The sequence below is a fragment of the Kitasatospora sp. NPDC028055 genome (assembly GCF_040637885.1).
Classification (GTDB): domain Bacteria; phylum Actinomycetota; class Actinomycetes; order Streptomycetales; family Streptomycetaceae; genus Kitasatospora.
The window spans coordinates 143,463-168,658 of the sequence record NZ_JBEZXE010000010.1; the positions used below are offsets into that span (position 1 = coordinate 143,463).

Genomic DNA, 25,196 nt, shown 5'->3' on the forward strand with positions numbered 1-25,196 from the left:
ACTCCCTGTTGACCGGCGTGGTCTGATGAACCGGTTTTAGCCCTCGGCGTTCAGGGGAAGCCGGTCCGACTCCGGCGCTGACCCGCAACCGTAGGCCCACCTCGGTGGGTGAGCCGGAATGCCTGGACCGGGGGCCTGTACACACAGCACTTGCGTCGTCGCGGACTACGACGCAGCTCTTGACGGCCCGTGTCCCAAGGCGGCCGTCGGCTGCGCCATGGTCTCCTGCGTCGACCGACGAGGGAGTCGTCGTGAGGGTCAGCAGCAGTCGCACACGTCACACAAGCCGGGACCTCGCCTCCCTGGTGGTCGCCGGAACCGTCGCGGCCGCCGCCTGCGGAACGGTCCTGCTCGGACACCCCGGCACCGCCGCCGCCGACCCGATCCCGTCGCCGACCCGGCCGCAGGCCGCCGCCGGCACCCGTCCCGACGGCGCCACCACGGCACCGGCCCCGGCCGCCGGGCGCACCCCCGACCTGGGCAAGGGCAGCGCCTACCTGACCGGTCCGGCCCAGCTGATCGACGGTCACTACTACGAGGCCTTCCCGACCTTCGCCGACTTCGGCCTCACCATCGACGGGGCCTACGCCCTCGCGGCGACCGGTACCGATGACGCCGCGCTGCGCAGGATCGTCGACTTCCTGGACCAGCAGGGCAAGGACCCCAACGAGCGGACCGTCAACGACTGGACCGCCGTCGGCACCGAGTACGCGGACGGCGGCTCGATCGGCAAGGAGGCGCTGCTCGCCGAGATCGTCGGCCGCGACCCGCGGGCCTTCGGCGGCCACGACCTTATCGCCGCCCTGGACCAGGCCCTCTGCGCCAAGGCCGACCAGAACACCGGCTGCGCGGCACCCGGCAACTACACCTACGCGGCCTCGGTGTTCTCCCAGTCGCTGGGCGTCATCGCCCAGGTCCGGGCCGGGGACGCCACCAACGCCGCGCCCGCGATCGCCTACCTCAGGGGCCTCCAGCACCCGGACGGCTCCTGGCCGAGCCTGATCCCCGCCACCGGCGACTCCAACGTGGACAGCACCGCGATGGCCGTCATGGCCCTCGCCCTCGTCCCCGGCGACGAGGCGGCCCAGGCCGTCGACAAGGGGCTCACCTGGCTCGCCGCCCAGCAGCTGCCCGACGGCGGATTCCCCGGCGCAGCCGGCGACTCCACCAACTCGGCTGCCCTCGCCGTCCAGGGCATGACGCTGCGCAAGGCCGGCTACGGCGGGCAGATCACGAAGGCGCTCGACTTCCTCGCCGGCCAGCAGAACGGCGACGGCGGGTTCAACGTCGCGTCCGCCGGGCAGCGGGGCTCGAACGTCCGCGCGTCCACCCAGGTGGTGGGCGGTGCCACCGGGATCTCCTTCGGCACGCTGTCCAGGAACCTCGGCGGCACGCCGACTCCGACGCCCACTCCGACGCCGACTCCGACCGGCACGCCCACCGGGACCCCCACTGGCACGCCCACCGGCACGCCCACTGGCACACCGCCTGGCACACCCACCGGCACGCCGAGCCCGACGGGCTCGCCCACCTCCACCGGATCCGCCTCGCCCACCACCGCTCCCGCCACCAGCGGCGGCCCGACCAACTCGCTGACCAACTCGCCGACCAACTGGCCCGCCGACGGCGTCGATGCGCCGGCCGGAGGCGGCGGTGCCCCCGCCGAGGGCGTGGCGGCGCGGACCGGGTCCGGCAGCCTGGCCAGCACCGGCACCCCGGCCCTGGCCCTGACCGCGGGCGCCGGTCTGCTGACCGGCTTGGGCGCCGCGGCCGTCATCCTCGCCCGTCGCCGCAACGCGGCCGCTCCGGGGCGTCACCGGTGAGCCGGGGACTCCGTGAGCGGCTCCCCCGACTGCTCGGGGCGGCGGCGCTGACCTTCGCGCTCGCCTTCGGCGGCGTCGCCGTGGGCGCGGCCCCGGCTGCTGCGACGCCGTTGCCGATGGATCAGTGCACCACGACCTCCGGGGTCGTACTCGCGGTGGACTTCGGGAAGTGGGGCGGCCCCCTGCTGCGCTCCTGCGGCACCACCCCGACCACTGGCTACGCCCTGCTCAACCAGGGCGGCTGGAAGACCGCCGGCACCGGGCACGACGGTCCCGCGTTCATCTGCCGGATCGGCTACAGCGGTTTCCAGGGCGGCAAGCAGTACCCGACGCCGGACCAGGAGAAGTGCGTCCAGACACCCCCGACCACCGCCTACTGGTCGTACTGGCACGCCGATCCGGGCCAGAACACGTGGTCGTTCAGCCAGCTCGGCGCGATGCTGTACCAGCCGAAGCCCGGCAGCGTGGACCTGTGGATCTTCGGCGGTACGAACATCGAGGGCACCGAGGGGCGCCCGGCCTTCTCGCCGGAGAGCGTCCGGGCGCACAACTCCAGCCCCGGTGGGCAGCCGACCGACCCCGGCGGCCAGGGCGCCACGGGCGGCTCCGGCGGCGCCTCAGGAGGCTCCGGTGGCTCCGGTGGCTCCGGCGGCACCGGTGGTGCCTCGGGAGGCTCCGGCGGCAGTTCGACGGGTGCCACCGGCACGACCGGCGGCAGCGGCTCCAACGGCAGCACCGGCGGTACGGGAGGGGCGCGTACGACCGGCGGTAGCGGCACGAGCGGTGGCGCCGGAACTGGGCGGGCCCCGGTGCCCGCCAAACCGCCGGGGGCCGGCACCGCCGGCACCCCCCAGGACGGCGCCACCCCGCCGGGCGCGGCCGAGCCCACACCGGTGCCCGGCACACCGGTGCCGGTCGAGCCGCCCACCGCGGCGCCGACGGACACCCCGACCGGTCAGCCGACCCCACAGCCGGCGGAGGCCGCGGCCGCGCCGACGGCCACCCCCGCCGTACCGGGCGGAGTGGTGAACGCCGACCCGGCGGCGGACGCACCGCAGGACTCCGGCTCGATGCTCCCCGCCGTACTCGGAACCGTCCTCGTCCTGCTGCTCGGTGCAGCCACCGTGGTCGCCGCGCGCCGCCGTCGGCGCCGGGCGGAGTGATCCGGTGACCATGCTCGACAAGCGCGACACGGCCTCCCCGCAGCGCGTCCCCGGCCTGGGCGCGGGGGGCCGGCGCAGTCCGCGGAACCTGCATCCGCTGGCCTGGTGGACGTGGGCGCTGGCGCTGGCGACCGCGGCCAGCCGCACCACCAACCCGCTGCTGCTCCTGCTCGTCCTCGCCGTGCTCGGCTACGTGGTCACCGCCCGCCGCAGCGAAGCCCCGTGGGCGCGTGGGTTCACCTACTACCTGTGGGTGGCCCTGACCGTGGTGGCGATCCGGGTGGTCTTCCGCTGCGTCTTCGCCACCGGCATCACCCCGCACGACCACCTGCTCTTCTCCCTGCCGCACATCCCCACCCCGGCCTGGTACGCGGGCATTCAGCTGGGCGGCCCGGTCTCGCTGGAGGCCACGCTCTCGGCGGCCTTCGACGGGCTGCGGCTGGCGTGCCTGATCTGCTGCATCGGCGCGGCAAACACCCTGGCCAACCCCAAGCGTGCCCTGCGGGTGCTGCCCGGGGCGCTGTACGAGCTCGGCGTCGCCGTCACGGTGTCGCTGAGCGTCGCGCCGCAGCTGGTGCAGAGCGTCCAACGCGTCGCCCGGGCACGGCGGTTGCGCGCCGGGCAGCGCAAGGGCGTCCGCGCGTTGCGCGGCATCGTGGTGCCGGTTCTGGAGGACGCGCTGGAACGCTCGCTCAGCCTGGCCGCCGCGATGGACTCGCGCGGCTACGGGCGCTCCGGCACCGCCTCCCGGCGTTCCCGCCAGCTCACCGGCGCGCTGATGCTGCTCGGCATGTGCGGCCTGTGCGCCGGGGTGTACGGGCTGCTGGACGGTACGGCCCCCGCCGCGCTCGGTCTGCCCGCCTTCCTCGCGGGTGCCGTCCTCTGCGTGGCGGGCCTCGTCCTCGGCGGGCGGCGGGTGCGGCGCACCACCTACCGGCCGGACCGCTGGCGGGCCGCCGAATGGGCGGTCGCCGGCTGCGGGGTGACCGCCGCCGTCCTGCTGTTCGCCACGGTGGGCTACGACGCCACCGACCTCAACCCCTCGCTCTACCCGCTGACCTGGCCGGCGCTGCCGCTCGTCCCGGTGCTCGCCCTGCTGCTGGCGGGCGCCGCGGGGATCGTCTCCCCGCCGCCCGGCCGTACGCCCGAACGGGCCACCGACACCGCCACCGCCACCGACGCCCGCCGAAGCAGTACCGGCGTCAGCAGTGGCGTCAGCACCGACCGCACGACCTCCGAGGTGAGCACGTGATCCGATTCAACCGGGTCAGCGTGGTGTACGACGGCAAGAGCACGCCCGTCCTGCGCGACGTCGACCTGCACATCCCGGAGGGCGAGCTCTGCCTCGTGGTCGGCCGCACCGGCGTCGGCAAGTCCACCCTGCTCGGCGCCGTCAACGGCCTGATGCCGCACTTCACCGGCGGCACCCTGCGCGGCCGGGTCACCGTGGACGGCCGTGACACCGCCCACCACCCGCCGCGCGAACTCGCCGACGTGGTCGGCGTGGTGGGCCAGGACCCGCTGGCCGGCTTCACCACCGACACGGTGGAGGAGGAACTGGCTTACGTCATGGAGCAGTTGGCGATCCCGCCGGAGGTCATGCGCAAGCGCGTCGAGGAGACCCTCGACCTGCTCGGCCTGGCCGACCTGCGCCACCGGGCCCTGTACGAGCTCTCCGGCGGCCAGCAGCAGCGCGTCGCCATCGGTTCGGTGCTCACCGCGCACCCCCGCGTCCTGGTCCTGGACGAGCCGACCTCCGCGCTCGACCCGACCGCCGCCGAGGAGGTGCTCGCCGCGATCACCCGGCTCGTCCACGACCTCGGCGTCACCGTCCTGCTGGCCGAGCACCGCCTGGAACGCGTCGTCCAGTACGCCGACCGGGTCGCCTACCTGCCCGGCGACGGTACCGTCGTGCACGGACCGCCCGCCGAGGTCTTCCGGACCACCTCGATCGCGCCGCCCGTCGTCGACCTCGGCCGCCTGGCCGGCTGGGAGCCCCTGCCGCTGTCCGTCCGCGACGCCCGCCGAGCCGCCGCACCGCTGCGGGAACGCCTGGCCGCACACCCGGCACCGGCGGCGCATCGCGCACCGGCGGCCGGGGAGACCGTGCTGTCCGCCGAGCGGGTCGTGGTGCGCTACGGGCCGGTGGCCGCCGTCCGTGAGGTCGGGCTGGAGCTGCGGGCGGGCGAGGTGACCGCGCTGATGGGCCGCAACGGCTCCGGCAAGTCCTCGCTGCTGTGGGCCCTCCAGGGCTCCGGCCCCCGCCAGGGCGGCAGCGTGAAGGTCACCGGCGCCGACGGCGGCCCGGCCAAGGACCCCAAGCGCCTCCCCGCGGCTCAGGCCCGGCACCTGGTCGGGCTCGTCCCGCAGACCCCCACCGACCTGCTGTACCTGGAGACGGTCGCCCAGGAGCTCGCCCAGAGCGACCTGGAGGCCCGCCACACCGCCGGGCCGACCGCACGGCAGATCCTCGACCGCCTCGCCCCCGGGATCCCCGACGGCACCCACCCCCGGGACCTCTCCGAGGGGCAGCAGCTGGCGCTCGTCCTGGCGATCCAACTGGCCGCCGCGCCAAGGGTCGTGCTGCTGGACGAACCCACCCGGGGGCTCGACTACCACGCGAAGGAAGCGCTCACCGGCATCGTGGACGCCCTCGCCGCCGAAGGCCGCACGGTCGTCGTCTCCACCCACGACGTCGAGTTCGTGGCCTCCGCCGCCGACCGCGTGGTCGTCATGGCCGAGGGCGAGATCGTCGCGGACGGTCCCACCGCCGAGGTCATCGTCGCCTCGCCCACCTTCGCCCCGCAGACCGCCAAGATCCTCGCCCCACTGGACTACCTGACGATCCGGCAGGTGGCCGAGGCCCTCGCAGCGGCGGAGGCCGCCCGATGACCGCCGTCCGCATCCCCGGCCGGGCCCGCGTCGTCGTCGCCCTGGCCGCCTTCATCGGCCTGGTCGCCTTCACCTGGCCGTTCGTCGTCGCCCCGGGGACGTTCGGCTCCTCCTACGCCCCGCCCCTGATCTTCGGTGCGCTGCTCGTCCTGGTCCTCGCCGTCGTGATCGCCGAGATCTCGGCCGGCGGCATCGACGCCAAGGCCCTCGCCATGCTCGGTGTCCTCTCGGCGGTCAACGCCGGACTCCGGCCGCTCGGCGCCGGTACCGCGGGGGTGGAGACCGTCTTCTTCATCCTCGTCCTCGCCGGCCGCGTGTTCGGCCCCGGCTTCGGCTTCACCCTCGGGTGCACCTCGCTCTTCGCCTCCGCCCTGCTCACCGGCGGAGTCGGCCCCTGGATGCCCTACCAGATGTTCGGCTGCGCCTTCGTCGGCCTGCTCGCCGGGCTGCTCCCGCCGGCCCGGCGCCGCTGGGAGGTGCCGATGCTGGCCGCCTACGGGGCCTTCTCCGGCTACCTCTTCGGGTTCCTGCTCAACCTCTCCTTCTGGCCGTTCTCGACCGACCCGAACAGCTCCATCGCCTACCTCCCCGGCCTGCCCTTCACCGAGCAGTGGCACCGCTACCTGCTCTTCGACCTCGCCACCTCGCTCGGCTGGGACACCGGCCGCGCCGTCACCACCTTCACCGCCGTGCTCGTCGTCGGACCGGCCGTGCTGACCGTCTTCCGCCGCGCGGCCCGGCGCGCCAACTTCGAGCCCACGGTGCGTTTCGAGGCCGCGGACGACTCCGACGCCCCACCCGCCCGAGCACACGCCGCACGGCCGGCCGGAGCGGCGCCCTCCTGATTCCGAAAGGTCCACCATCGTGCTCGCCGGTGACGCTGGGCCGGCGGATGGGTCGTCAGGCCGCTCGGTGGACGTGGAACCCGCGGCCGCTCTTGCGGCCGAGCAGGCCGGCCTCGACCATGCGGGAGAGCAGCGGCGGCGGGGCGTACAGCGGCTCCTTGTACTCCTCGTACAGGGAGCGGGCGATGGCCTCGACGGTGTCCAGGCCGATGAGGTCGGCGAGTTGGAGCGGGCCCATGGGGTGGGCGCAGCCGTGGACCATGCCGGCGTCGATGTCCTCCGGGGTGGCGTGGCCGGCCTCGGCCATCCGGATCGCGGAGAGCAGGTAGGGCACGAGCAGGGAGTTGACGACGAAGCCAGCCCGGTCGCGGGAGCGGATGACGCGTTTGCCGAGGGTGTCCCGGGTGAAGGCCTCCACCCGCTCCAGCACGGTCCGGTCGGTGTGCAGCGAGGAGACCAGCTCCACCAGCGGCATCACCGGGGCGGGGTTGAAGAAGTGCAGGCCGAGGACGTGCGAGGCGCGGGTGGTGGCGATGCCCAGCCGGGTGACGGGGATGGCGGAGGTGTTGGTGGCCAGGACGGCGTCCTCGGCGACGAGGACCTTGTCCAGGGTCGTGAGCACGTCGGTCTTCACCGTCTCCTCCTCGACGACGGCCTCGACCACGAGCTGGCGGTCCGCGAGCGCATCCAGGTCGTCGGCGAACAGCAGGTGCGCCCAGATGTCCTCACGGTCGCTCGGGTCGATGCGGCCGCGGTCGACGGCGCGGTGCAGGGAACGGTCGATGCGGCTGCGGGCGGCCCGCAGCGCGGCGGGGTCCTTCTCGCAGACGATGGTGTCCAGGCCGGCGCGGGCGAAGACCTCGGCGATGCCGGAGCCCATCTGCCCGGCACCGACGACGGCGACCCGTCGGATCGCGTTCATTGGCTGCCTCCGTGGTGGGCGGGCGGTTCAGGCCGTGGTGCGGACGCGGACGAGGTGGCGGGCGTAGGCCTCGGTGGTGAGGAAGGCGGGGAGGTCCTCCCCGAGGGAGGTCTCCGTGAGGATCCGCACGGCGTGGTCGACCAGTGCGGGGTCGGATCCCTCGGCGAGCAGCGCGGTCCGCTCGCGGTCGATCAGCCGGTGCACCAGGTCGGGGGTGGCGAGCGAGCCGCCGGTGAGGCGGGTGCAGTGGTGCTGCCACTGCCAGAGCTGGCAGCGGGCGATCTCGGCGGTGGCGACGTCCTCCATCAGCCCGAACACGGCGACGGCCCCGGAGCCGCCGAGCCAGGCGGTGAGGTAGCGAAGGGCGATGGCGACGTTGGAGCGCAGCCCCTGCTCGGTGGGCAGCCCGGCGGTGAGCCGCTGGACGCCCAGCAGGTCGGCGGCGGTGACCTCGACGTCCTCGCGGGTGCGGTCGAGCTGGTTGGGGCGCTCGCCGAGGACCGCGTCGAAGGCGGTGCGGCAGGTGTCGACCAGGCCGGGGTGGGCGACCCAGGAGCCGTCGAAGCCGTCGCCGGCCTCGCGCTCCTTGTCCGCCCGGACCCTCGTCAGCGCCACTTCGTTGGCCGCCGGGTCGCGCTGCGGGATGGCGGCGGCCATGCCGCCGATGGCGTGGGCGCCGCGCCGGTGGCAGGTGCGCACCAGCAGGTCGGTGTAGGCGCGCATGAACGGCTGGGTCATGGTCAGCGTGGCGCGGTCCGGCAGGACGAAGCGCGGGCCGTGCTGGGCGAAGCTCTTGATCAGGCTGAACAGGTAGTCCCAGCGGCCCGCGTTGAGGCCGGCCGCGTGCTCGCGCAGCTCGTAGAGGATCTCGTCCATCTCGAACGCGGCGGTGATGGTCTCGATCAGGACGGTGGCGCGGATCGTCCCGCGCGGGATGCCCAACTCCTGCTGGGCGAAGGTGAAGACCTCGTTCCACAGCCGGGCTTCGCGGTGGCTCTCCAGCTTGGGCAGGTAGAAGTACGGGCCGGAGCCGGCCTCGATCTGCCGGCGGCCGCAGTGGAAGAGGTACAGGCCGAAGTCGACCAGCGCGCCGACGGCCGGGCGGCCGTCGATCGCGAGGTGCTGCTCGTCGAGGTGCCAGCCGCGCGGGCGGACCACGATGGTGGCCGGGGCGTCCCCGATCCGGTACCGCCTGCCCTCCGGGGTGGTGTCGTCGATCCGGCGCTCGATCGCGTCGACCAGGTTGAGCTGGCCGGAGACGAGGTTGTGCCAGGTCGGCGAGGTGGCGTCCTCGAAGTCGGCCAGCCACACCTTCGCGCCGGAGTTGAGGGCGTTGACGGTCATCCGGCGCTCGGGCGGGCCGGTGATCTCCACCCGGCGGTCGTGCAGGCCCGGCCCGGCGCCGGCCACCCGCCAGCTGGGGTCCTCTCGGACGGCGCGGGTCTCCGGGAGGAAGTCCAGGCTGCCGCCGGCCGACAGCACGGCGGTACGGCGCTCGCGCTCGGCGAGCAGCTCGGCGCGGCGCCCGGCGAACCGGTCGTGCAGACGGGCGAGGAAGGCGAGTGCCTCGGGGGTGAGGATCTCGTCGAAGCGGTCCTCGTGCTCGCCGAGGACCTCGATACGGCTGGGCTGGCTCATCCGGTTCTCCAGGAGGCGGGTGGAAGGCGCCCGGGGCCTCGTCCCTCAACGAGGCCCCGGGCGGCGGGGTGGAAGGCGGGCTCGTCCCCAACGAGACCGCCGGGGTGGCTCGGTGGTGGTCCAGGCCCGGCCTGGCGGTGGCTCAGTGGAACTGCTCGGCCTCGGTGGAGCCGGTCAGCGCGAGGGTCTCGGCGTTCGGGTTGAGCGCGGTGGAGACCAGGTCGAAGTAGCCGGTGCCGACCTCGCGCTGGTGCTTCACCGCGGTGTAGCCGTCCGGCACGGCTGCGAACTCGGCCTCCTGCAGGTCGACGTAGGCGGTCATGCCGTGCTCGGCGTAGCCGCGCGCCAGCTGGAACATCGAGTGGTTCAGGGCGTGGAAGCCGGCCAGCGTGATGAACTGGAAGCGGTAGCCCATCGCGCCCAACTCCCGCTGGAACTTGGCGATCTGGTCGTCGTCCAGCGCGGCCTTCCAGTTGAAGGACGGCGAGCAGTTGTAGGCGAGCATCTTGTCCGGGTACTCGGCCTTGAGCGCCTCGGCGAACTCCCGGGCCTGGGCGAGGTCCGGGGTTCCGGTCTCCACCCAGATCAGGTCCGCGTACGGGGCGAAGGCGAGGCCGCGGGAGATCACCGGCGCCATGCCGGGCTCGACCCGGTAGAAGCCCTCGGCGGTGCGCTCACCGGTGCAGAACCGGGCGTCGCGCTCGTCCACGTCACTGGTCAGCAGGTTGGCGGCGAGCGCGTCGGTGCGGGCCACGACGAGCGTCGGCACGTCGGCGATGTCGGCGGCCAGCCGGGCGGAGTTGAGGGTGCGGATGTGCTGGGCGGTGGGGACGAGCACCTTGCCGCCGAGGTGGCCGCACTTCTTCTCGGAAGCCAGCTGGTCCTCGTAGTGGATGCCCGCCGCGCCGGCCGCGATCATGCCCTTGGTGAGCTCGAAGGCGTTCAGCGGGCCGCCGAAGCCCGCCTCGGCGTCGGCCACGATCGGCACCAGCCAGTCCGGGCCGTCGTTGCCCTCGGCGGCGTCGATCCCGTCCGCCCGCAGCAGCGCGTTGTTGATCCGACGCACCACCTGCGGAACCGAGTTGGCGGGGTACAGGCTCTGGTCCGGGTAGGTCTGACCGGCCTGGTTGGCGTCGGCCGCGACCTGCCAGCCGGACAGGTAGATCGCCTGCAGCCCGGCCTTCACCATCTGCACGGCCTGCCCACCGGTGAGGGCACCGAGGGCGTGGATGTAGTCCCGCTCGTGCAGCTGCCGCCAGAGCCGCTCGGCGCCGCGCCGGGCCAGCGTGTGCTCCTCGCGGACGGTACCGGACAGCCGGGCGACGTCGGCCGCCGTGTACGTGCGCTCGATGCCCGCCCAGCGGGGGTCGGAGGCCCACCGGGCGGCGAGCTCCGCCGCGCGCTGCTCCTGCTGCTGCCGAACCGGCTGAGTCATGGGTCTGCTCCCCAGGGGTGCTCGTTGCGAAGGATGTTTGCGAAGGATGTTTGCGAAGGATGTGACGCACCTCACCGCGAGGGCGAGTGGGCGGCCGGGTGGCGCCGGGCGGCGGTGGAACACCGCAGGACGTGGACGCCCGGACAGCACTCCGGGCCGCGGCCGGGCTGGAGTTCTTGCTGCTGTCCTGCGCACCTCCCGGCCGCACCACCGACTCTGGCAGCTCGCGAACCCGGCGTCACCGGTGGACCGCTGCCAACTTCCGCGAAGGATCCCCGGCGAATCCGCGAAGCTTGCGACGACCGGACGGTGGATCTTCCAGCTAGGCTGCCCGCACCCGGTCGGCTCAGGTGCGTAGTGGGGAGAACGTCATGGGGAAGGCCTTCGCCGGCGCCAGGCTGCGCCGCCTGCGCGAGGAACGCGGCCTCACCCAGGCCGCCCTCGCCCGGCTGATCGACCTCTCCCCCAGCTACCTCAACCAGCTGGAGCACGACGCCCGCCCGCTCACCGTGCCCGTCCTGCTACGCCTCACCGAGGCCTTCGGCGTCGAGGCCGGCTACTTCGCCCCGCCGGACAGCGCCCGGCTCACCGCCGAACTGCGCGACGCACTCGGCGAGGAGATCGCCGCCGGACGGGTCACCACCGGGGACCTCGACGAGGTGGCCGCCCGACTGCCCGCCGTGGCACGCCTGCTCATGGACCTCGGCCGCGACCGGCGGGCCGTCGCCGAACAGCTCGCCGTCCTCGCCGGCGACCGCGGCCCGGCGCCCGACACCCTCACCCCGCACGAGCAGGTCCGCGAGTTCTTCTACCGCCGCCGGAACTACGTCGACGAACTCGACACCGCAGCCGAGGAGTTGGCGGCGGAGATCCGGCTCAGGCGGGGCGGGGTGCGGGAGGCGCTCGCCGAGCGGCTGACCACCGGGCACGGGGTGCAGATCACCACCGGGGGCGAGCAGCTCCATCGGTACGACCCGAGCACCGGGGTGCTGCGGCTGTCGGACCGGCTGCGCCCGGGCCAGCAGGCGTTCCGGATGGCCATCCAGCTGGCCTACCTGGAACACGACCCACTGCTGTCCGAACTCGCAGCCCAGGACAGCCCGGAGGCCTCCACCTCCTGGTCGCTCACCCGGATCGGCCTGGCCAACTACTTCGCCGCCGCGCTGGTCCTGCCGTACGCCGCGTTCCACGCCGAGGCGGAGTCGGCCCGGTACGACATCGAGCACCTCGCCGACCACTTCGGCGTCGGCTACGAGACCGTCTGCCACCGCCTCAGCACCCTCCAGCGGCCCCGGCTGCGCGGCGTGCCGTTCTCCTTCGTCCGGGTCGACCGAGCCGGCAACGTCTCCAAACGGCAGTCCGCCACCGACTTCCACTTCTCCCGCACCGGCGGCACCTGCCCGCTCTGGAACGTCTACGAGGCCTTCGCCACGCCCGGCCGCGTCCACGTCCAGGTCGCCGCCATGCCCGACGGCCGCCGCTACCTCTGGACGGCCCGCGCCGTCACCCGCTCACCCGGCGGCTGGGCCCGCCCCACCAAGACCTTCGCCATCGGCCTAGGCTGCGAGCTCCGCCACGCCGGACGGCTGGTGTACTCGGCGGGACTGGACCTGGCCGACGAGGCCGCCGCCACCCCGATCGGCCTCGGCTGCAAGGTCTGCGACCGCCCCGCCTGCCCCCAGCGCTCCGCGCCGCCCATCGGCCGCCCGCTGGCCGTCGACGAGCACAGCAGCACCTTCGTCCCCTACCCGGCACTTCCCGGTCCTCAGGGCTGACGCCCGGGGTGGACGGTCCGGTCGGCTTTCGCGCGAATCGCATGCGGTTCCGGTGACGGGTGCTGTTCCGCACCCGTCACCGCGGGGGTCCTGTTACGCCCGGATCACCGAGTGGTCCACTGCTGGTTGGCCTTGCCACTGCCACAGGTCCACTGCACGACCTGCGCACCGTCAGCCGTCGAAGCACCCGCCACGTCAACGCACTTGCCACTGTTGACGGAGACCAGCTGCACGGCACCCGAACCCGCCACCGGCTGCAGCAACCACTGCTGATTGGCCTTGCCACTGCCACAGGCCCACTGCACGACCTGCGCACCGTCAGCCGTCGAAGCACCGGCCACGTCAACGCACTTGCCACTGTTGACGGAGACCAGCTGCACGGCACCCGAACCCGCCACCGGCTGCAGCAACCACTGCTGGTTGGCCTTGCCACTGCCACAAGTCCACTGCACGACCTGCGCACCGTCGGCCGTCGAAGCACCGGTCACATCAAGGCACTTGCCACTGTTGACGCTGGTGACGGCGGTGGCCGTCGGACCGGCGAGCGGGGTGATGGCGACGTTGGCGAAGTCGGTGTGCTGGAAGCCGCCGACGCCCAGGCCGATCTGGCCGACCAGGTGGCTGCTGTCCATGACCGACGCGACCTGCACCTGGTCGATGGACGCGGTGATCGAGTCGCCGGTCATCGCGAGCGTGAGCTTGTGCCAAGTCCCGGCGCCCGCACCGGAGTAGCGCCCACCGGCCAGGACGGTGTCGGTGCTGGAGCGGTCCTCGGTGAACAGCGTCCAGGCACCGGAGTCGTCGATCCTCAGGTGGTAGGCGGAGCGGTCGTGGTCGACGTGGTCGATCCGGCCGAGCAGTTCGGCGGAGCTGCCGGACTGCTCGAAGTTCACGTCCGTGCTGGCCTGGTAGTTGTTCCACCTCGGGTCGCCCAGCAGGGTGGCCGGGGTGTAGTTCATGTCCGAGTGCCATGGCAGTGGGGCCCGGGTGATGACCTGGCGCAGGCACATCGGGGTGCCGGCCCCGGCGGGGCAGGGCGCGGTCTCGAACGCGCCGGCCCAGTCGTGGACGTACTGTGCGGTCGCGCCGCTCCGGTAGCCACTGAGGTCGGCCCGGTAGGGCAGCGGAAGGGTCTGCCCTGCGGGTGCGGTGGCGGTGCCCTTGCCCTGGCCGGTGGTGGTGGTCACGGTGTAGAGGTGGCCCGGCTGCAGGGTCAGCGAGTACGCGCCGCCGTGCGGGGTGACGTCCTGGGTGTGGACGAACCACTGGGCGGAGTCGTCGCTGTTCATGTCGGTGGCCCAGACGTGCACCGTACCGTTCGAAAGTCCGCCGGCGACCTTGACATTGACGGTGGTCGCGGCCGAGGCGTCCGTGGTCTCGATGACGGTGCTGTAGTCCTGGCCGGACCTCATGGTGACGTAACTGCCGCTGTGCGGGTCACCGTTGAGGCCCGTGCCGGGCAGGTAGCCGGTGGCGCCGTCCAGGTACTTCCAGCCCGGCTGGGCGAACTGCGTCGTGTGGGTCATCACCCAGATGTCCCGGCCCACCTGGTAGTTCCCCGACCAGGGCTGGTCGGCGGCCAGCAGACCGGCGCCCGCGAAGGGCAGGTTCGAGGGCCAGGAGCTGACCAGCGCCCACTTGATGTCCGCGGTCATCCTGGCGTCGATGTACTCGCGGTTGACGTTACGGGCCAGGGCGGACGGCTGGGAGCCGTAGCTGTCGTTGTCGTCCTCGGAGGCCCACAGCGGTTTGCCGAGCCCGATCGCGGTGCTGCTGCCGGGGCAGCCGGTGTACGACGGGGTCGAGTGCCAGCAGGTGCCGTGCAGGCCGATGACGCCGACGGCCTTGTTGAAAGCGCTGTCGGAGACCAGGTCGGCGGCCACCGACCAGTTCACGTCGTCGTTGTCGGAGGCCACCAGCGTGGTGCCGGTGTAGCCGTGGCTGTCGAGGGAGGTGCGGAGGCTCTCGTACCAGGTCTTGTCGTAGCCGCTCTCGTTCCAGCCGCCCAGGTAGCCGATGTCCAGCCCGTGGCTGTGCGCGCAGCCCAGCCAGGACTGGAGGTAGGTGATGTTGTCCTGGGACCAGATGCCGCCGTTCAGCCAGCCGGGGGCGGCCCACTCCAGGCCGTAGAACTTGATCTTCGGGTTGCGGGCCTTGGCCTGCTCCATGAGCCACCACTCGTAGCCACGGTCGCAGTTGACCTCCGTGGGGGTGCGCATGTGGCTGGGTTCGGGGCCGTCGCTGGAGTTGGCGTCGCCTCCGATCTCCACCTTCAGCAGCTGCAGCGCGGCGCCGTATCCGGGCTTGAACAGGTAGTCCAGGATCTGGCTGCGCTGGGGCTCGGGGTAGTCGACCAGCAGTCGCGAGGTCGCCCCGCCACCGCTGATGGCCCCGAGGCCGTCGAAGCTCCGGCCGGGCGAGGTGCCGTCGATCGTGATGGCCTGTGAAGGCACGGGTGTCGTCGCATGCGCGGCGCCGTCAGCCGGGGCGGCTGGTGCCGGGGTGGCGGTGAGGGCGGTGGCGAGGCCCAGGGCCAGCGCCGCGAGCAAGGCCCCGGCTCGCGGCAGCAGGGGAGGTCTACGCACGAAAGTGCTCCAAATGAACGGGGTGGGGTGGGGGGAGTAACGACGTGTCAATTACGGGCCGGGCGAGCGGCGCAGGCGCGTCCGCCCCGCGGAGCGTGGTTACGGCAGGGTCCACTGCTGATCGGTGTCGCCGATCCCGTCCCGGATCTCCGTCGGCGTGCCGTCGACGGTGGCGTCGTCGCGCCGACCGCGACCATCGACGGCAGTGCGGTGGGGGCTGCGTCGACGGCTCACGGGTGCGGGCATGGGATGGCGACCCACGGGAGGGACTCCAGGGGCTCAGGATGGTGAATTGAGTTTGGACCTGTTTAATATGAAGGCCAAGTAAGCAAGAGTCAACAAGTTCGAACGAGCTTCCCGGGCTGCGTGGGGCGACGAGCGGCTGTGCTCGGCGATCGTGGACCGCCTCACCTTCGACGCCCACATCGTCGACACCGGGACCGAGTCCTACCGGCTCGCCCGGACTGCCGCGATACCGGCTGCGGCCCCGGCTGGTTGACCCATCCGCCAGGACCGCACACCAAGAGGCCGGTCCAGCTCAGACTGCCCGGCGGATGCGCCGGCGGCCCGTCATGCGACGGACGAGGCGGCGCCCCGGGGGCTGCGGGCCAGGAGCCGCTGCCGCTCGTCCTCGGTAAGCCCACCCCACACGCCGTAGGGTTCGCGCGTCTGCAGCGCGTGGCGGCGGCACTCGATGCGGACGGGGCACCCGGCACAGACGGCCTTGGCCGCCTCCTCGCGGGCATGGTGGGCGGCTCCGCGCTCACCCGAGGGGTGGAAGAACAGGGCGTTGTCGGCCTCACGGCACAGGCCGCGAAGCTGCCAGTCCCAGCGGTACGCGAAGGCTCCGGGCAGGCGCGAGTTGTCCGTCATGGCGGGCCTCTTTCCGATGTCGACGATCGCCAGGCCTCCCCTCGTGTAACCGCACCCGAGCCGACTATGCGTCCTGACCGCGTCCACGGCCGTGCGGCGGGAAACCGACGCCCCGCCGCCGTTGGCCCCGGCCCTGGCCCTGGCCGCACTGTTGGCCGACGACACGGCCGGCAGCGGCTCGGGAGATGCCACCGCGGCGCAGCGGAGGAGGACTACCTCCCGTCTCGCCCCCTCAAAATCTATGCGCGCCGCAGTAGACATTGCTCGCGGGCAGGTCTAGTGTTTCTCTCGTAGACAGCAGTCGGCGATACCGGCCAGACACGAACTGGCCGGGGTTGTTGGACAGAAGTTCGCAGTTCGGTCCGGCAGTGGAGTTCCGAAGCCAGGCAGGTGCAGGACGGCGACGGGGCTGACTGCCGGACCGGGCGGCCCGCAGGTATCAGGGGCCGCCACCAGCAGTACCGAGTAGTACGCAGTTCAGTGAGTGCAGTACCAGCAGTACGAAATGACAGTTCAGTACAGAGGATGAACGGAGGGCGCAAGCGCCATCAGGATCGCCCGGCCCGTGAACACTCGTCCGGGCGGACACCGCAGACCCCAAGGCAAGGACGGTGGTTTCCGGTCACGCATTCGCGATCCCCGCACACCCCTCTCTCGGGGCAGTGCGGCAGTAACAGGACCGGCTCAGGCCGGTAGATGGTGTTGTTCCCCTTCGGGGCCCCGGAGCCGACACGGCCCCGGGGCCCCTCGACGCGTTCTCCTCGAGAACCAGAGAGGTGCAGTGACTACAACGGCCAGCCCCGACACACCCGACAAGCTCGACGACGACGACTACCCCGCTTACACCATGGGACGCGCCGCCGAGATGACCGGCACCACGCCCGGCTTCCTACGAGCCCTCGGCGACCACCGCCTCATCACCCCGCTACGCTCCGACGGCGGCCACCGCCGTTACTCCCGCTACCAACTGCGCATCGCCATGCGCGCCCGCGACCTCGTCGACCAGGGCACCCCCATCGAAGCGGCCTGCCGCATCGTCATCCTCGAGGACCAACTCGAGGAAGCCCTGCGCATCAACGAACAACTCCGCCGCGCCCAACACCACCAGGAGCCCACCGCGGACACCTGACCGGACCGGCCACGGAGTCGCCGTTCGTCCATGCTTCTCCGGGAAACCCGGAGAAGCCCGGAGAAGCATGGAACCTGTGGAACCCGCATGCCGCACCGTCGTCATCATGTGAGTCGGTGGCCGTGGGCAACCGTTCCGGTGCCGCCCGACCCCGACGCATCGCATCGACCCTGCGCCGGACGGCATGCTGGGCCCGCCGCTGTCACCGGCAGTTCAGGCGGCGGTCGGGGTGAGGTCGGCGCGGCCGAAGAGCAGCGCCCAGCCGTGCGGCAGTTGGTGGAGGATCCGGTCGGTGAGGTCGTCGCCGGTGAGGTCGGTGAGGGCGGCCAGGACGGTGGAGGTGTCCCAGCGGGCGGCCGCGAGGGTGGTGCCCAGGGCGTCGGCGACGGCTTCGACGAAGGCGGGAGCCGAGACCGGTCGGGGCAGCGGGATCTGGGAGGCGAAGACGGTGCGCAACCGCTCGGGGAGTGCGGCGGCGAGGTCACAGCGTTCGTCGCCGGTGAGCTGGGAGCCGAGCAGCGCCAGGACGGCGGCGAGGGCGCGTTCGGCCTCGGCGTCGCTCGGGTAGCGGCCGAGGGTGCGGACCTGCTGGATCAGGTGGCGGTGCCGGGTCATGGCGGTGGCCTTCCGGGCGTGGGCCGCCGCGACGGGGCGGCCGTCATGGGGTCAGGGGCGTTGGCCGGCGGCGGGACGGCCGAAGAGCACGTCGTAGCCGGGCGGCAGTTGGAGCAGGACCTGCTCCATGAGCTGGTCGCCGGCGGCGTCGGCGACGGTGGACAGGACGGCGCCGATGTCCCACAGGGCGGTGGTTTCGGCGGCGCCTTCGATCCAGGCGGCGGTGGCGCGCACGAACCGTTCGGGGCTGAGCGGTTCGGTGGCCTGCAGCGGGTTGAGCAGGACCAGGGCCAGCGTCTCGGGCAGGCGGGCCGCGAGGTCCGAGCGCACCGTGCCGACCAGGTGCGCGCCGAGCAGGGCCAGGACGACGCGCGCGCAGCGTTCGGCCTCCTGCGGTGTGTCGTATTCGCCGCGTTCCCGGACCTGGTCCAGGAACGCCTCCCAGCGCAGTGTCATCGCGGGGTCCTCCCTCCGGTCGGCGGTGGCTGCCGGGGCTGGGCCGTACGGCCGGGCGGGCGGTGCGCCGGGGCCAGCCAGGTCGTCAGGCCGGTCAGTTCGAGGAGCCGGGCCACCGGGCGGGTGATGCCGCGCAGGGCCAGGCACGCCCCGTTCCGGTCGGCCTGGTTGCGGGCCTCCATCAGGACGTTCAGGCCTGAGCAGTCCATGAAGGTCACCTGTGACAGGTCGAGCACCACCTGCCGGTGGTCCGCCAGTGCGCGGGACAGCTCGCGACGAAGGTCCGGGGCGGAGTCGAGGTCGATCTCGCCGCACACCCTCACCGTGAACGGTGGCACCGGGGTGGTCATGGGGCGCTCGCTGTCCGTCGGGCCCGCGGGTCGCGGGCGTGTCCGGAAGGTCAGGCCGGGGGCGGGGTGTCCCGTGCCGCGTCGCCGGGGGGATTGCGGGCGGCACGGGACGGCTCGGGGAGAGGTCAGGCCTTGATCTGCTTGCGGCCCTCGCCGTGGGCGATGGCGATCTTGCGGGGCTTGGCCTTCTCGGCGACCGGGATCCTCAGGGTCAGCACGCCGGCGTCGTAGTCGGCGGTGATCCCCTCCGGGTCGAGGGTGTCGGAGAGCATGACCTGCCGGGAGAACACACCGAGCGGGCGCTCGGACAGCTCCCACTTCACCTCGTCACCCTGCCGGTGCGGACGGCGCTCGGCCTTGACGGTCACCATGTTCCGCTCGACGTCGATGTCGATCGCGTCCGGGGCCACCCCGGGCAGGTCGAAGCAGATCACGTACTCGTCACCGGAGCGGTACGCGTCCAGCGGCATCGGGGTCGGCCGCGACCAGGTACCGGTCGTGTTGAGGAACTGCTGGGTGAGCCGGTCGAGTTCGCGGAACGGGTCAGTGCGCAGCAGCATCGCGAAACACCTCCATTGAACGTTGGGTGCCAGTGCGCTTCACCTGAAACCGTTGTAGCACGTCATCCATCCAATGACAAACCCACGGTGTCGTCCGTAGAATGACTTCATGAGTACGAAGCCACCGAAGCCCGCAGCCAGGCCGGAGCCGGTCTCCTTCCTCGCCGCCGCCACAGCGCTCGCCGTCATCGACGACGCCGTGCGCACGGCCCGGGAATCCGGCCGCCCCGCAGACAGACGTCCCGCGGACAGCGACGCACAGGAAGGTGGTGCCGAGCAGGCGCTGGCCGCCCTCGTGCTGCTGCGGGAACTGCGCACCCAGCTCGCCGGATGGGAGGCCCCGATGGTCGAGGCCGCCCGCGCCGCGGGCGCCACCTGGGCCGACCTCGCCCAGCCCATGGGCGTCGCCAGCCGGCAGGCCGCCGAGAACCGCTACCTGCGCCTGCGCCCCGCCGGTGCCACCGCCGCCACCACCGGCACCGCTGCCACCGGCGCTGAGCGGGTCAAGGCCGTGCGCGACCGCCGCGCCGCCGACCGCGCCGTCGACGCCTGGGCCCGCGACCACGCCGCCGACCTGCGCGTCCTGGCCGCCCGGATCACCGCCGCCGCCGGCCACACCCCCGAGGCCGGGCCCGCCCTGGCCGCACTCACCGCCGCCCTCGGCGCCACCGACCCGGCCGGCCTCATAGCGCCCCTGGCCGGTATGCGCCTCCACCTCGGGGACGCCCATCCCGACCTCGCCGCCCGCCTCGACGACCTCACCGACCGCACCGACCGCCTCCGCCATGACAGCGACCAACGACGCGCCTGACTCCCCGGCCCAGGACCGCTGGCAGCACCTCGAGGACCGCCTCGCCGCCGTCGAGCTGCGGATCCGCGAGCAGAGCACCGCGACCCTAGGCGTCCTCGACACCCACCTGGCCCGCCTCGACGCCCTGCGTCGCCAACTCGCCGGCCAGTCCTGGCCGCCGCAGGGCCCCGACGTGCCCGGCGGCCCGGACCGCCACCCGGGCCCGTCGGCGGGAGCGGCTCGTTGAACCGGGCGCCGAACCAGGCGCCTGCCCGAGACGGCCGTCGGGCGCCATCGGCTCCGGGGACAGAGCCGGGGACGGCAGTCGGTCGACTGCCGTCCCCGGCTCTCGTGCGTCCTCAACGGTCGCCACGCCTCCGCCGTCCGGGCCGCGGCCCCGCCCGGTCAGCCGAGGGGCTTGTCGAGGACGGCCTTGGCGTGGCTGAACGTGTCGATCGAGTACTCGCCGTGGTAGCGGCCCATCCCGCTCTCGCCCACGCCGCCGAACGGCAGCTCGGGCACGGCCAGGTGGGAGACCGTGAGGCCGAAGACGAGGCCGCCCGAGGAGGTCTCGGCCGCCAGCCGCTGCTTGGTCCGCTCCGACTCGGTGAAGGCGTACAGCGCGAGCGGCTTGTCGCGCTCGTTGATGAAGGCGATCGCGGCATCCAGGTCGGGCACCGCGATGATCGGCAGGATGGGGCCGAAGATCTCCGACTGCATCACCGGCGCCTCGGGAGAGACCTCGGCCAGTACGGTCGGCGCGAGGTAGCGCTGGGCGCGGTCGTGGTCGCCGCCGATGACGGTCCGGCCGTCGCCGAGCAGGGCGGTGAGCCGGTCGTGGTGGCGCTCGTTGACGATCCGCCCGTACTCCGGGCTGCTCGCCGGATCCGCCCCGTACAGGGCGCGCACGGCCTCGGCCAGGTGCGCCTCCAGCGCGGTGGCGGTGTCGCCGACGGCGAGGACGTAGTCGGGGGCCACGCAGGTCTGCCCGGCGTTCTGGAACTTGCCGCGCGCCACCCGCTGGGCGGTGACCGCGAGATCGGCGCCGGGCTCGACCACCACCGGGCTCTTGCCGCCGAGCTCCAGGGTGACCGGCGTCAGGTACTTGGCGGCGGCCGTCATGACGATCCGGCCGACCTGGCCGTTGCCGGTGTAGAAGATGTGGTCGAAGCGCTGCTCCAGGAGCGCGGTGGTCTCCGGCACCCCGCCCTCCAGCACGGCCACGGCCTCCCGGTCGAGGTAGCGCGGCAGCAGACGGGCGATCGCCGCCGAGGTCGCCGGGGTGAGCTCGCTGGGCTTGACCAGGGCGGTGTTGCCCGCCGCCAGGGCGCCGACCAGCGGGGCGAGGGCCAGCTGCAGCGGGTAGTTCCACGGCGCGATGATCAGCACCACGCCGAGCGGGTCACGGACCACCTGGGCCTCGGCGGGCAGGAAGGCGCCGGGGACGGCGGCCGGGCGCGGCTGCAGCCACTCCTCCAGGTGCTCCACGGTGTGGTCGATCTCGTTCAGCGTGAAGCCGATCTCGCCGCGGTAGGCCTCGGTCGCGCTCTTGCCCAGGTCGGTGTGGAGCGCGGCCAGCAGAGCGTCGGACTGCTCAGTGAGCAGCGCGCGCAGCGCACCCAGCTGGGCGAGGCGCCAACCGAGCGGCCTGGTACGGCCGGTGGCGAACGTGGCGCGCAGGCGGGCCACCACGGTGGCCGGGTCGGTGGCCACGGCGGCGACCAGGGTGCGGGCCAACTCGGCCGAGGAGCCGGGGTTCTGGCCGGTGTAGAGGTTGCGGTCGATCACGGTGTGCGGGGTGAACGGCCCGGCCTCCACGAAGTCGGCGCCGAGCTCGACCAGGCGGTCCTGGACCAGCCACTTGGCGCCCGCGGCCAGGCCCACCGCCTGCTCCTCGGCGTTGCTGAAGGCGGTCATCCGGTAGCCGGCGAAGGGCCAACTGCCGTCCTCGTTCCGGGCGGCGAGCAGCGCGGCGGGGGCGTGGCAGACCACGCCCAGCGGCTTGCCCGACGCCAGCGCCCGGGTGAGCAGCCGACCGGAGTCCTCGTCCACGGCGAGGTCCTCCATCGGGCCGTGGCCGCCCGGGTAGAAGACCACGTCGTACGCCTCCGGGTCGACCTCGGCCAGCTTCGCGGGGTGCTCCAGGTCCGCGCGGATGGCCTCCAGGTAGGCGGCCAGCCACTCGGCCTTCTCCTGGCCCCCGCCTGCGGCACCGCCGTTGGCCTCGGCGCTCAGGCTGCCCCGGTCGACGGGGGCGGGGACGCCGCCGGGGGTGGCGATGGTGATCTCGAATCCCGCCTCGGTGAAGATCCGGTGCGGCTCGGCGAGTTCCTCGGCCCAGAAGCCGGTGGGGTGCGGGGTGCCGTCGGCGAGGGTCCAGTGGGTGGCGCCGGTGACGACGAAGAGGGCGGAAGTCATGGTTGGTGCTCCAGGTCGACAGGGGGAGGGAGTTACGGGGTGATCAGGAGTTGTCGGGGGCGGCCCCGGCAGCGGTCGGCACGGTGACCGCCGCGGCGCGCGGCTGCTCGTCGGCCCGCGCGGTGAGCGGCCGGTGGTGCTTGCTGAGCCCGACCATCGCGACCCCGGCGGCCAGCAGCAGAGCGACCGCGGCGATCACGAAACTGAGGGTGAACTGGCTCTCCGCGGGCAGCGCGGCACCACCGAGCGCGGCGTAGCTGACCGTCTTGGAGGCGAGCAGCGAGGTCACCACCGCGCTGGCGATCGAGCTCCCGACCGAGCGCGAGATGGAGTTGATCCCGTTGGCGATGCCAGTCTGCTCCAGCGGCACGCTGGCCGCGATCAGGGCGGGCATCGCGGCGTAGCCGAAGGAGATCGCGATGCCGGTGAGCATGCCCGCCGTGATCACCGCGCCCTCGGCGCCGTGCCCGAAGGCCAGCCAGGCGAAGCCCGCCACGCCGATCAGGGCGCCGACCGCGAGGGTGGAGCGGGCGCCGATCCGGCGCACCAGCCGTCCGCCGACCGGAGCCGCGGCCAGGGCGATCAGGGCACTGGGCAGCAGGTACTCGACGGAGGCGCGCAGGACCGAGGCGGTGAAGCCGTAGCCGGTCAGCCGGCCCGGCATCTGGACGAGGTAGGAGATGCCGATGAACTGGGCGAACGAGGCGAAGCCCACGAAGAGCCCGGTCAGGTTGGTGAAGAGCACCTGGCGGTGGACGAACATCCGCATGTCCACGAGCGGGTTGCGCACCCGCCGCTCGACCAGCACCCAGAGCACGGCGAAGACGGCGGCACCGGCCAGCGCGCCCAGCGTACGGGTGGAGGACCAGCCCCACTCGTGGCCCTGCGAGATGCCGAGCAGCAGCAGGACCAGGAAGACGGCCAGGGTGAGCGCGCCCAGCACGTCGACCCGGCCCCCGGTGGGCGAACCGCCGTGCGGTACCACGACGGCGACGGCCGCCAGGGCGAGCACCGTCAGCGCGGTGGAGAACCAGAAGACCAGGTGGTAGTCGGGGTGCGAGCCCTGGGTGAGCAGCCCGGTGGCCACCAGCGAGAGGCCGCTGCCGAACGCCAGCGTTCCGCTGACCAGCGCCATCGCCCCGTGCAGCTTCTCCTGGGGCACCTCGTCGCGGATCACGGAGAGGGCGAGCGGGAAGATCGCGGTGGCGGAGCCCTGCAGCACCCGGCCGATGATCAGCAGGGCCAGCGAGGTGGTGGTCGCGGCGATGACCGAGCCGACCACCATGACCGCGAGGACGGCGAGCAGCGTGCGCTTCTTGCCGAACTGGTCGCCGACCCGGCCCAGCAGCGGGGTGAAGACGGCGGCCGAGAGCAGCGCGGCGGTGGTCACCCAGCTGACGCCGGCGGCACCGGTGTGCAGCTCCTTCTGCAGGAGGGCGAGGATCGGGACGACCTGGGTCTGCGCCATGGCCACGACCATCGCGGCCAGGCCCAGCGCCAGGATCAGGGGCGTACTGCCGCGCTTTCCGACCGTGGCGGTGGTACTGGCGGCGGGGGCGGATCGGGGCACGGCGCGATCGGCGGCGTGGCTCATCGGGTGGGGTCCTTCCGGGAGGTGGCGGCCGCGCGGGGACATGGGCCGGCCGGCGCTCGAAGGCAGCGGGCGGAAACCTGGACGGTTGAAGCCTGCAAGGTTGATGTCTTCAAGCAATGCATTGAAGGTAGACCTGAAAGATTGATGAAGTCAAGCAATCCTGCCTACACTCGACGCATGACCCAGCCCGCCACCCCGCCTGCCGCCCCACCCTCCACCGGCGCCGCCGCTCCCACGCCGGTCGAGCTGATGGACCAGGTCGCCGGCGCCGCGGCCGCCTACTACCGCCACTTCGCCGCGCTGGCGGCCGAACGCGGCCTCACCCTCATGCAGGGCAAGACGCTCAGCCTGCTGCGCGAGCCCCGCCCCATGCGCACCCTGGCCGAGCTGCTGGCCTGCGACGCCTCCAACGTCACCGGCATCGTCGACCGGCTGGAGGCCCGCGAACTGGTCCGCCGCGAGATGGACCCGGCCGATCGGCGGGTCAAGAACGTGGTGCTCACCGAGGAGGGCGAGCGGACCGTACGGCAGATCCGGGTGGAGCTGATGTCCAGCCTCACCGGACTGGCCCAGCTGGACGAGGCGGACCGGCGGACCTTCCAGCGGCTGCTGGGCCAGGTCTTCCCCGGGTGACCGAGACCCCTTCGGACGCGTCCGGGCCGGCCGACCGCAACGCGGCGGCCCCCGGCCCGAGGTTCGAGGACCTCGGGCCGGGGGCCGGAGCGGGGGTCACCCGCGGTGGGGCGTCACCGGCGACGGGGCGTCACCGGCGACGGGCCGTCACTGCCAGGCGCGGTTGACCGCGTCGCGGGCCTGGCCCAGGTACTGCTGGTAGGTGCCGAGGTTCCAGGCCGCCCAGGAGGCCCAGCCCCGGCCGGTGCCGTCGTTGTCGATCCGGTAGGCCTTGCGGGCCGACCAGCCCATGTCCTGCCAGTTCTCGGCCGTGACGACATCGGCATCGTGGTAGTGGACGTCGGGGTACCAACGCTCGTTGATCTGCCAGGCCCCGAGGTCCTTGGTGCCCGGGTCGGGGTCGGTGGGGAGGTTGGTGTGGACGGCCAGGCGGTTGCAGCCGGACTCGGCCATGGCGATCGCGACGGCGTAGATCGCGTCGTCGTTGCGGCCCTCGCCGGACCTGTCCTTGGCGAAGCCGGCCAGCTTCGCCTCCCGGGCGCAGGCGTCGATGCCGCTCTGGTCCCCGGAGGCGTGGGCGGTGAAGCCCGTCGAACTGATGGTCAGGGCCAGGGCGACGGCCGATCCGGTCAGCAGTGCACGAGTTCTACGGAGCACTTGTGTTCTCCCTTCGGTGCCGGCCCGGGATCGGGCCGGGTAC

General features: G+C 72.9%; 22 protein-coding genes, 2 pseudogenes and 1 riboswitch. Of the genes and pseudogenes, 11 read left to right on the forward strand and 13 right to left on the reverse strand.

All coding sequences use genetic code 11. The features are described from left to right. Positions 1 to 16 precede the first annotated feature (16 nt). Positions 17 to 145, forward strand: a riboswitch (cobalamin riboswitch). A 106-nt stretch (positions 146 to 251) separates the two neighbouring features. The 5 genes and pseudogenes from AB0F71_RS14370 to AB0F71_RS14390 all read left to right on the forward strand — a co-directional run bounded on the left by AB0F71_RS14370 (position 252) and on the right by AB0F71_RS14390 (position 6,723). Next, positions 252 to 1,823 carry a prenyltransferase/squalene oxidase repeat-containing protein gene (locus tag AB0F71_RS14370; RefSeq protein WP_360232742.1) on the forward strand — a complete coding sequence of 524 codons (1,572 nt, stop codon included), beginning with the start codon at positions 252 to 254 and terminating at the stop codon, positions 1,821 to 1,823. A gap of 116 nt (positions 1,824 to 1,939) precedes the next feature. After that, positions 1,940 to 2,395, forward strand: a pseudogene (locus tag AB0F71_RS14375) (hypothetical protein); the annotation flags it as partial. 601 nt (positions 2,396 to 2,996) lie between these two features. Continuing rightward, complete coding sequence (locus AB0F71_RS14380) at positions 2,997 to 4,238, forward strand: CbiQ family ECF transporter T component (RefSeq protein WP_360232887.1); 1,242 nt, start codon at positions 2,997 to 2,999, stop codon at positions 4,236 to 4,238. Continuing rightward, on the forward strand, positions 4,235 to 5,878 hold the full coding sequence (locus AB0F71_RS14385; RefSeq protein WP_360232745.1) for an ATP-binding cassette domain-containing protein: 1,644 nt from the start codon (positions 4,235 to 4,237) through the stop codon (positions 5,876 to 5,878). The genes AB0F71_RS14380 and AB0F71_RS14385 overlap by 4 nt, the downstream gene beginning before the upstream one ends. Continuing rightward, on the forward strand, positions 5,875 to 6,723 hold the full coding sequence (locus tag AB0F71_RS14390; RefSeq protein ID WP_360232748.1) for an ECF transporter S component: 849 nt from the start codon (positions 5,875 to 5,877) through the stop codon (positions 6,721 to 6,723). Before AB0F71_RS14385 ends, AB0F71_RS14390 begins: the two co-directional genes overlap by 4 nt. Before the next feature lie 55 nt (positions 6,724 to 6,778). On the opposite strand, the gene AB0F71_RS14395 is transcribed toward AB0F71_RS14390, so the two are convergent. The 3 genes from AB0F71_RS14395 to aceA all read right to left on the reverse strand — a co-directional run bounded on the left by AB0F71_RS14395 (position 6,779) and on the right by aceA (position 10,718). Further along, on the reverse strand, positions 6,779 to 7,645 hold the full coding sequence (locus tag AB0F71_RS14395; protein WP_360232751.1) for a 3-hydroxybutyryl-CoA dehydrogenase: 867 nt from the start codon (positions 7,643 to 7,645) through the stop codon (positions 6,779 to 6,781). A 27-nt stretch (positions 7,646 to 7,672) separates the two neighbouring features. After that, positions 7,673 to 9,283 (reverse strand): malate synthase A, encoded by a 1,611-nt coding sequence (gene aceB, locus AB0F71_RS14400; protein WP_360232754.1) that lies wholly within the window; start codon positions 9,281 to 9,283, stop codon positions 7,673 to 7,675. A gap of 142 nt (positions 9,284 to 9,425) precedes the next feature. Then, positions 9,426 to 10,718 carry an isocitrate lyase gene (gene aceA, locus AB0F71_RS14405; RefSeq protein WP_360232757.1) on the reverse strand — a complete coding sequence of 431 codons (1,293 nt, stop codon included), beginning with the start codon at positions 10,716 to 10,718 and terminating at the stop codon, positions 9,426 to 9,428. 371 nt (positions 10,719 to 11,089) lie between these two features. Here aceA and AB0F71_RS14410 point away from each other — a divergent pair, with 371 nt between their 5' ends. Then, entirely contained in the window at positions 11,090 to 12,493 is a 1,404-nt protein-coding gene (locus tag AB0F71_RS14410) for a short-chain fatty acyl-CoA regulator family protein (RefSeq protein ID WP_360232760.1), read from the forward strand. Positions 12,494 to 12,597: 104 nt separating this feature from the next. Here AB0F71_RS14410 and AB0F71_RS14415 read toward each other — a convergent pair whose 3' ends face one another. After that, positions 12,598 to 15,078 (reverse strand): RICIN domain-containing protein, encoded by a 2,481-nt coding sequence (locus AB0F71_RS14415; RefSeq protein WP_360232763.1) that lies wholly within the window; start codon positions 15,076 to 15,078, stop codon positions 12,598 to 12,600. A gap of 99 nt (positions 15,079 to 15,177) precedes the next feature. Continuing rightward, complete coding sequence (locus tag AB0F71_RS14420) at positions 15,178 to 15,312, reverse strand: hypothetical protein (protein ID WP_360232766.1); 135 nt, start codon at positions 15,310 to 15,312, stop codon at positions 15,178 to 15,180. A 139-nt stretch (positions 15,313 to 15,451) separates the two neighbouring features. On the opposite strand from AB0F71_RS14420, the pseudogene AB0F71_RS14425 reads away from it, so the two are divergent. Next, positions 15,452 to 15,577 (forward strand): annotated as a pseudogene (locus AB0F71_RS14425) (ATP-binding protein); the annotation flags it as partial. Between the two features lie 71 nt (positions 15,578 to 15,648). Here AB0F71_RS14425 and AB0F71_RS14430 read toward each other — a convergent pair. After that, positions 15,649 to 15,951, reverse strand: coding sequence for a WhiB family transcriptional regulator (locus tag AB0F71_RS14430; RefSeq protein WP_360232769.1), 303 nt, complete (start codon positions 15,949 to 15,951; stop codon positions 15,649 to 15,651). 847 nt (positions 15,952 to 16,798) lie between these two features. On the opposite strand from AB0F71_RS14430, the gene AB0F71_RS14435 reads away from it, so the two are divergent. Continuing rightward, entirely contained in the window at positions 16,799 to 17,080 is a 282-nt protein-coding gene (locus AB0F71_RS14435) for a MerR family transcriptional regulator (protein WP_360232890.1), read from the forward strand. A gap of 213 nt (positions 17,081 to 17,293) precedes the next feature. On the opposite strand, the gene AB0F71_RS14440 is transcribed toward AB0F71_RS14435, so the two are convergent. The 4 genes from AB0F71_RS14440 to AB0F71_RS14455 all read right to left on the reverse strand — a co-directional run bounded on the left by AB0F71_RS14440 (position 17,294) and on the right by AB0F71_RS14455 (position 19,061). Further along, positions 17,294 to 17,695, reverse strand: a complete 402-nt coding sequence (locus AB0F71_RS14440) for a DUF2267 domain-containing protein (protein WP_360232772.1) — start codon at positions 17,693 to 17,695, stop codon at positions 17,294 to 17,296. 51 nt (positions 17,696 to 17,746) lie between these two features. Beyond that, positions 17,747 to 18,151 (reverse strand): DUF2267 domain-containing protein, encoded by a 405-nt coding sequence (locus AB0F71_RS14445; RefSeq protein ID WP_360232775.1) that lies wholly within the window; start codon positions 18,149 to 18,151, stop codon positions 17,747 to 17,749. After that, on the reverse strand, positions 18,148 to 18,501 hold the full coding sequence (locus tag AB0F71_RS14450) for an STAS domain-containing protein (protein WP_360232778.1): 354 nt from the start codon (positions 18,499 to 18,501) through the stop codon (positions 18,148 to 18,150). Before AB0F71_RS14450 ends, AB0F71_RS14445 begins: the two co-directional genes overlap by 4 nt. Positions 18,502 to 18,626: 125 nt before the next feature. Beyond that, positions 18,627 to 19,061: an Hsp20/alpha crystallin family protein gene (locus tag AB0F71_RS14455; RefSeq protein WP_360232781.1), complete on the reverse strand. Its 435-nt coding sequence runs from the start codon at positions 19,059 to 19,061 to the stop codon at positions 18,627 to 18,629. 109 nt (positions 19,062 to 19,170) lie between these two features. On the opposite strand from AB0F71_RS14455, the gene AB0F71_RS14460 reads away from it, so the two are divergent. Continuing rightward, on the forward strand, positions 19,171 to 19,872 hold the full coding sequence (locus AB0F71_RS14460; protein WP_360232784.1) for a hypothetical protein: 702 nt from the start codon (positions 19,171 to 19,173) through the stop codon (positions 19,870 to 19,872). Continuing rightward, entirely contained in the window at positions 19,847 to 20,098 is a 252-nt protein-coding gene (locus tag AB0F71_RS14465) for a hypothetical protein (RefSeq protein ID WP_360232786.1), read from the forward strand. The genes AB0F71_RS14460 and AB0F71_RS14465 overlap by 26 nt, the downstream gene beginning before the upstream one ends. Before the next feature lie 158 nt (positions 20,099 to 20,256). Here AB0F71_RS14465 and AB0F71_RS14470 read toward each other — a convergent pair whose 3' ends face one another. After that, on the reverse strand, positions 20,257 to 22,269 hold the full coding sequence (locus AB0F71_RS14470; protein WP_360232789.1) for an aldehyde dehydrogenase family protein: 2,013 nt from the start codon (positions 22,267 to 22,269) through the stop codon (positions 20,257 to 20,259). A gap of 43 nt (positions 22,270 to 22,312) precedes the next feature. After that, the gene (locus AB0F71_RS14475; protein ID WP_360232792.1) at positions 22,313 to 23,863 is read right to left on the reverse strand and encodes an MFS transporter; all 1,551 of its coding nucleotides are present in this window, start codon (positions 23,861 to 23,863) and stop codon (positions 22,313 to 22,315) included. Positions 23,864 to 24,040: 177 nt separating this feature from the next. On the opposite strand from AB0F71_RS14475, the gene AB0F71_RS14480 reads away from it, so the two are divergent. Further along, entirely contained in the window at positions 24,041 to 24,496 is a 456-nt protein-coding gene (locus tag AB0F71_RS14480; protein ID WP_360232795.1) for a MarR family transcriptional regulator, read from the forward strand. 147 nt (positions 24,497 to 24,643) lie between these two features. Here AB0F71_RS14480 and AB0F71_RS14485 read toward each other — a convergent pair whose 3' ends face one another. Continuing rightward, positions 24,644 to 25,153, reverse strand: a complete 510-nt coding sequence (locus tag AB0F71_RS14485) for a hypothetical protein (RefSeq protein WP_360232798.1) — start codon at positions 25,151 to 25,153, stop codon at positions 24,644 to 24,646. Between the last annotated feature and the right edge of the window lie 43 nt (positions 25,154 to 25,196).